This is a genomic window from Synechococcus sp. R6-10, assembly GCF_047461815.1.
GTDB lineage: Bacteria > Cyanobacteriota > Cyanobacteriia > Thermostichales > Thermostichaceae > Thermostichus.
In genome coordinates, this window is sequence record NZ_JANSHW010000633.1 from 1 (window position 1) to 6,433 (window position 6,433).

Here is a 6,433-nt window from a genome sequence, read left to right on the forward strand (position 1 = left end):
GCGTAGTGTTTTTGGGGAGAGCTTACTTCGGAAAACGGCGATTTTTGAGGATAGCCTGGAGAGCCAAGCTGCTGGGGGTAGTCGGGGTAACCAGGCTTTTTCTGGAAAGAACCGGAACCGGGGTAGCCAGGGTTGGGCTTTTGTGGAAAAGAATTAGAGTAGTCGGGATCAACCCTTTTCTGAAAAGAACCGGAGTCAGAGTAGCCCAAGCCGGGCTTTTTCCCGACCATCTCCCCCGGATAGGATTTTGCTCGGGATCCCAAGCGTAGAGCGTTCTGATATTCGCCTTCGCTGATCCGTTCGCTATACGCTACATCGCCTCGGCTATTCAAATACCTTCGATAGCATTCGATCTCGTCATACTCCCAAGAGATCTCAGACTTGTAGTAGACGCAAGGCTGTCGCGAAAGTTCCGATACCAAAGGCCGATCGCACACAACCCTGCCGTAAACTTGAGCCAAGTTTGCTCCTTTTGCCTGGGGGTTGGTCTGACCGAGATGGCGAAGCTCGGCTATCTTGAGCAACCGAGTTGCAGAGAGCTGTTGAACCAACCTTTGGGAGCGCAAATACTCAACAAACGAAAACAGAGAGGCAGGAAGACAAAGCAGACCAAGCAGCATCAGCCAGTTCATAAAGGCCTTCCTTTCCGGGGGTGGGAGTGAAGTTGGCCTCATGCTAGCAGTTACCTGTGAAACAGGATTTAAGAGAAGTTTAAGGCAATCCCGAATGCGGGCAGTTCCAAACTTTACCAAGAAGCTAGGCCTGAAGCCCCGCCCTTCCAGGACGGCTTTTGCCCTGTTAGACCTGCGATAAGATACACCCACGCTGGTCAGAGAAGCCAAACTCCTCAACGCCACTCCAGCGCAGTACCAAGCCTTGGATGACAGAGTACACCGGCCAGGTGGTGGGGCTGGATGTGGGCGACAGCAGTGGGCAAGCTGTGCCGTGTCTCCAGTTTTTGCGTCGTGCCGAAAGGAGATTGAAGCAACAGCAAAGAAGACTGAGCAGAAAGTTAGGCCCACGGCCCGCTGGCGTGAATAGGAAGGGGGTAAAACCTCAATACAGCAACTACCACAAGTAGAGGAAGCGGCTTGGCGAGGTACACTTCAACCAAATCAAAGTCTGGCGCCAGCGTAGAGACCGGGTTATTGAGCTAGCCCAGTGTGTGGGAATGTCTCACGACATTGTGGTTTATGAGGACTTGCAGGTGCAGAACTTGGTGAGAAATCACCACTTGGCCAAGTCTTTCACGCTAGCGGCGCGGAGCGCTTGGGGGAACGACTGAGGAGATAGGCACCGCCGTCGTGGAGGGGAAACCTGATACAGCTAAGTGCTGTCGCAGAACCAGGAACCAGAATCCTTGCTCTTTGGGGCGGGGGGCATGTCAATCGCGCAACACGTAGCCTACCCCGCGCACCGTCTGGATAAGGCGCTTCTCCCCTGGGCCTTCGATCTTGAGGCGCAAGTAGCGAATATAGACCTCGATGATATTGGAGTCGCCCGTGAAGTCGCAGCCCCACACATGCTCTAAGATCTGTTGGCGGGTGAGCACCTGACGGGGGTGTTCCATCAAGTAGCGCAACAGGTCGTATTCTTTGGCCGTCAGCTCCACCTGTCGCTCTCCCCGGGTTACCTCCCGCGTTACGGGATCCAGAATCAGATCCATGAACACCAACTGGCCGTCGCGGGATCGCCTTGGCTGCCGCAAATAGATCCGTATCCGAGCCAGCAGATCCTGAATGCTGAAAGGCTTGACCACGTAGTCATCCGCCCCAGCGTCCAAGCTTGCTGCCCGATCCGCCACCTCATCTCTGGCGGTCATCAACACCACCGGCACGCGGTTGCCCGTTGAGCGCAGCTGCCGACAAATTTCCAAACCTGAGATGCCGGGCAACATCCAGTCCAGCAGCACCAAGTCAGGGCTATGGTTGCGGGCTGCCGCCAACCCCGCCGTGCCATCGCTGGCCACACTGACTCGATATCCCTCACCGGCCAGCTCGGTCTCTAGGAAACGGGCCAGCTTGGATTCGCTTTCGATCACCAGGATGTGGGCAGAAGTGGGTTCAAGTTCTGGCATACGCTCTCTTGCTGAATCCAAGGAAGACGCCGAAAAACTTGCTCATTGCCCCCAAGCATATCTCAACCGTATGGATTGGCAGTCGAGATGACTGAATCCGTCCTAGCCTGCAACAGCCCTGTGGAATTGCCTGGGGTTGATATCAGCAAGTGCTTTGAGTTATTCAAAAGGCATTCATGTACCTTATCACCATGAGTATCCTAAGCCATGACCCTCTCTCCTGTTCGGCTCACCCCGCCCCTACCTCCCATTCGATGGGAAAAACTGCCGGAAGACTTTCCCTTGCCGGATGAGCCTGTGGAAAGCACCTTACAGCCCCTTTTGGCTGCTGCTCTGCGTGAGGCATTGGAACTCGCTCAGATGATCCCTGCCCAGGCTTTGATCGCCTCCAACTTTGGCCTTTGCAGCACTGTCGGGGACAAGGTGGTGGTGAAAGCCCCCGACTGGGTTTATGTGCCCGCAGTACAGCCGATTCCCGAAGGAGAGATCCGCCGCAGCTATACCCCACACTTAGAAGGGAATCCCCCGGCGATTGTGATGGAATTCATCTCCGAAACCGAGGGCGGCGAGTACTCCATCAATCCCCACTATCCCTATGGAAAATGGTATTTCTACGAGCGCATTTTGCAGGTGCCTGTCTATGTAATCTTTCATCCCAAAACCGGTGAGCTGGATGTCTACCGCCTGGAGAATGGCCGCTATACCCCTGTATCGGCGGATGAAAACCGTCGCTACTGGATCCCGGAGATTGGCTTGTTTTTGGGGGTGTGGCGGGGACAAAAAGCCGAGACCAAAGCCAACTGGTTGCGGTGGTGGACTGCCGATGGGAGTTTGCTGCTGTGGGGGAGTGAACATATAGAGCAGGAGCGGCAGCGGGCCGAACAGGAGCGGCAGCGGGCCGAACAGGAGCGGCAGCGGGCTGAACAGGAACGGCAACGGGCCGAGGCGGCAGAGGCAGCTCTCGAACAGGCCCGTCTGGAACAGCAGCGCCTAGCCGCGAAATTGCGGGAGTTGGGCGTGGATCCCGAGGCAATAGCCGATTGAGGGCTCTCCTAGTAGGTGCGCCCGCGCCAAGAGCGGGGCCGGCTGAGGGCAGATAGGATTATCCGCAGAACGGCCAAGGGATCCGCCAGAGGCGACATCCAGAACGTCCAAGGGGGATCCTGATAGGAGCCGCGAATGCCCAGCAGTACACCTAAGCGCAGAATCAGTAAGCCTAGGTTAAGCCCCAGCAGCACCTGCTCCGTCAGGGAAAAGGGAAACCCCATCCCGGCTTTGCCCAACAGCCCTACAACCACCGGCCCAGGGATCCCTTGGGTGAGGACGAGGAGAGCTATATCCCCCCACAACTGGGCCACAGGGGTGGCATCTTTCAAATCCAAAGACCGCCCCCACTCTCGCCAAGTTTCGCCAAAGGAAGTGTACATGCGCACCTTGAGCAGGTGCCGACCGTCGTAAAAAGCTACTTTAAAGCCGGCTGCCGCAATCTGCCGCACCAGGGTCACATCGTCACAAAATGAAGCCCGCGCCACTGTGTAGCCATTCATCGCTTCCAGCACCGACCGGCGCACTAGCATACATTGCCCATTGGCCATCGTCCGTTCTGGCAGGGTAGCCCTGTCTCCGGCTGCCCCATAGCGATAGATCAGGGTTACCAAAAGAGCCGGTTGCAGCCAGCCTTCCCCCCAGTGCTGCAAGATAAACTGCGGTGCCAGGGTGATCAGGTCGAGCCTTTGGGCCTGGGCAGTTTCCAGCAGGCGCTCCACCAAGCCTGGCTGGGGGCGGGTATCGGCGTCGATGCCCAGGATCCACTCAGAGGCCGGATCCGACTGGAGAAATCCGTAGTGCAAAGCCCAGGGGCGGCCCACCCATCCGCCGGGGAGGGGATCGTCGGTCAGCAGGCGAAAGCGGGGATCCCGCTTGGCCATCTGCAGCACTTTTTCGGGGGTGCCATCTTGAGAGCGGCTGTCCACCACCAGCACCTCCCGCAGGACGGAGCTCTGTTGGTGCAATCCTTCCAGGCAGGGATCGATGCGTTCCGCTTCGTTGAGGGTGGGCAACAACACGCTGACCAAGCCCGGCTGCAAAGGGATCCCAGGCTGACCGGGAGGCAGAGGGGAAGGGCGCCGCAAAGAGGGCAGCAGCCGCGCCAGCAGCACCGCCAGCATCGGCACTTGCATAACCAATAGACTCAGGGCGGCAGCATCTCCAGCCCAGGCAGGGATCCCGTTCATGCCAGTTCTAACCTGTAAGGGAAAAGTGTCCAAGAATGCTTGCAAGAGAAGCCCAGGGAGGACAAACTCATACTCATGGTGATTTAGCAATTCAAAATCAGTCTGGTTGCATCGTGCCTGTGCCCATCCCCCCTCAAACCTGCCGGGCTCTTCATGGATGTCTTCATCCGGCTCAGCCACAAGGGATCCCCTGTTACGGTTGTGAAATTGCACAGTGAAAGGCTCAACGCCGCGATTGCCCGCGAGGTACGGAAAGAGCTAAGCCAAATTCTCACCGAGAAACCGGGACATTTCTTGTTGGATCTTAGTCAGGTTAGCCTGATCGACAGCATGGGGTTGTCGGTTCTGGTTTGGGCGCATCGCCATTGCCGCGCTTCGGGCTATCAACTCAAGTTCTGCAGCCTGCAGGAGCAGGTCAAGCTGCTCTTCTCCATCACCGGCTTGGATGCCATTTACGAGATCTACCCCTCTGTAGAAAAGGCACTTGAGTCTTTTCCGTAGCTCTCCCTATCGGGTCAACTGAGAACCGTCAGGGATCAGCTTCTCAACACCTGGATTAGCCTAACGGTTGAAAACCTGCTCAGGGGGAGGGGTTGCTGTTTTGGTTCTCGACCGTCTGGGGCCGGTTCACCTGAGCATAAATCTCTGCTTGCTGCTGGATTTGCTCCCGAACTTGGGGCGGGGCCAGCCGGGCTGCTTGCTCAAACAGCTCAGGCGCTTTTGCCCGTAGGTTTTCATCGGTGGCGGAGCTGAGGGCTATGGCTTTGCCCAACACGGGGGTGAAATCACTGGGATCCGCCGCAATCAACTTGTCGTAGAGGACTACAGCTTTCTCAGTCTGGTTGTTGCGGGCGTAGACAAAGGCCAAGCGCAAACGTACATCATTATCTTCCGGCACTTCTTCAAGATGCTTCTCCAGCAGGGCAATGGCCTCAGAGGTGCGGCCCAGGGTTAGCTGCACATCCACCAACTGCTGCAGCACCTGGCCATCTTTGGGATCCCCCTCGTAAAGGATCTGGAGCTGTTCTAATGCCCCTTCAAAATCCCCCGTATCCTGCTGGATTTCGGCCAAAAAGGCTCTCAGTTGCCGATTTTCGGGCTCCAGTTGTACCAGCTTCTTCAGCGGCTCGATTGCCCCTTGCGGCTCGTTGAGCTGCAGCTGGGTGTCGATCAACCCCCGCAGGGCAATGGGGTTATCCGGCTCCCGCTCCAGCACGACGCGATAGCCGTCCGCCTGGGCCCGCAGTTGCTCGGTTACCAGGCTGGCCTCTGGAGATTCGGAAGGCCCGAGGGCCTGGAATAGCGGGCCAAAGGAGAAGCCCAAGAAAGTTACCGTGCCCACCACCAGCAGCAAAATGTTGAGGAGCTTGCGGGCTGGGGATTCTTGGGGTTTGGACTGAGGCATAAAGGGCTCGCGCAGAAGACTCCTCTGTACTCTATCATCGGCGCCGGGGCAGGCTGCGGGGTGAGGTTACCCAATACCCAAAACTTTTGAAAACAGCATCCAAGGGGAGGGCAATGCCGTACTGAATTTAGGTAGTGCTGAATCTTTTTGCCACCCCTCACTCCCTCTTAACCATGCGGATCACCTGTTACCCCGACAACCTCACCTTGGAAGCCAATCCCCTGCTCACGGTTCTGGAAAATCTGCTCAAGGCGGGGGTGCGCCATGTCCATGCCTGTGGGGGCAATGCCGCCTGCTCCACCTGTCGCATCCTGATTTTGGAAGGCAGCCAAAACTGCCGCAGCATGACTCCTGCCGAGAAGAAGTTAGCTCAACGGCTGGATCTTCCCGTGCATATTCGCCTGGCCTGTCAAACCCGCATCACCGGAGATGTCACCCTGCAGCGGCTGGTGATCGATAAAGCAGATGTGGAAGTGGCCCAACATCAATTGCAGGCCCACTCGGTCGGCAGCCAAGTCACCGCCGCCATTCTCAGCGCTTCCCTGCGGGGGACGGCCAACTTCGACGAGGAGAACTTTCCCTACGATGTTGTCTACACCTTGGGTCGCTACTTCGCCCAAATGGGGGCCTTGGTGCAGCAATATGGGGGAGCATGCCTCTAACCCCCAAAACCCTGAACTTTGCTGAATTTACTGAGCTTTAGGCGGTTTGGCAAAA

Annotated in this window: 6 protein-coding genes and 1 pseudogene; 3 read left to right on the forward strand and 4 right to left on the reverse strand. The window is 57.0% G+C overall.

The features are described from left to right. Both NW837_RS14725 and NW837_RS14730 read right to left on the reverse strand, forming a co-directional pair. Positions 1 to 842, reverse strand: a pseudogene (locus NW837_RS14725) (hypothetical protein); the annotation flags it as partial. Positions 843 to 1,384: 542 nt separating this feature from the next. Beyond that, a complete protein-coding gene (locus NW837_RS14730; RefSeq protein WP_414332315.1) occupies positions 1,385 to 2,077 on the reverse strand; it encodes a response regulator transcription factor in 693 nt (230 codons plus the stop codon). Positions 2,078 to 2,284: 207 nt separating this feature from the next. On the opposite strand from NW837_RS14730, the gene NW837_RS14735 reads away from it, so the two are divergent. Continuing rightward, positions 2,285 to 3,121, forward strand: a complete 837-nt coding sequence (locus NW837_RS14735) for a Uma2 family endonuclease (RefSeq protein WP_414332317.1) — start codon at positions 2,285 to 2,287, stop codon at positions 3,119 to 3,121. Positions 3,122 to 3,129: 8 nt separating this feature from the next. Here NW837_RS14735 and NW837_RS14740 read toward each other — a convergent pair whose 3' ends face one another. Then, entirely contained in the window at positions 3,130 to 4,311 is a 1,182-nt protein-coding gene (locus NW837_RS14740; protein ID WP_414332319.1) for a glycosyltransferase, read from the reverse strand. Between the two features lie 153 nt (positions 4,312 to 4,464). On the opposite strand from NW837_RS14740, the gene NW837_RS14745 reads away from it, so the two are divergent. Further along, positions 4,465 to 4,812 (forward strand): STAS domain-containing protein, encoded by a 348-nt coding sequence (locus tag NW837_RS14745; RefSeq protein ID WP_414332321.1) that lies wholly within the window; start codon positions 4,465 to 4,467, stop codon positions 4,810 to 4,812. A 79-nt stretch (positions 4,813 to 4,891) separates the two neighbouring features. On the opposite strand, the gene NW837_RS14750 is transcribed toward NW837_RS14745, so the two are convergent. Further along, a complete protein-coding gene (locus tag NW837_RS14750; RefSeq protein WP_414332323.1) occupies positions 4,892 to 5,716 on the reverse strand; it encodes a tetratricopeptide repeat protein in 825 nt (274 codons plus the stop codon). A gap of 134 nt (positions 5,717 to 5,850) precedes the next feature. Between NW837_RS14750 and NW837_RS14755 the strand changes: the two genes are divergently transcribed. Continuing rightward, positions 5,851 to 6,378: a 2Fe-2S iron-sulfur cluster-binding protein gene (locus NW837_RS14755; protein WP_414332325.1), complete on the forward strand. Its 528-nt coding sequence runs from the start codon at positions 5,851 to 5,853 to the stop codon at positions 6,376 to 6,378. Positions 6,379 to 6,433: the final 55 nt, after the last annotated feature.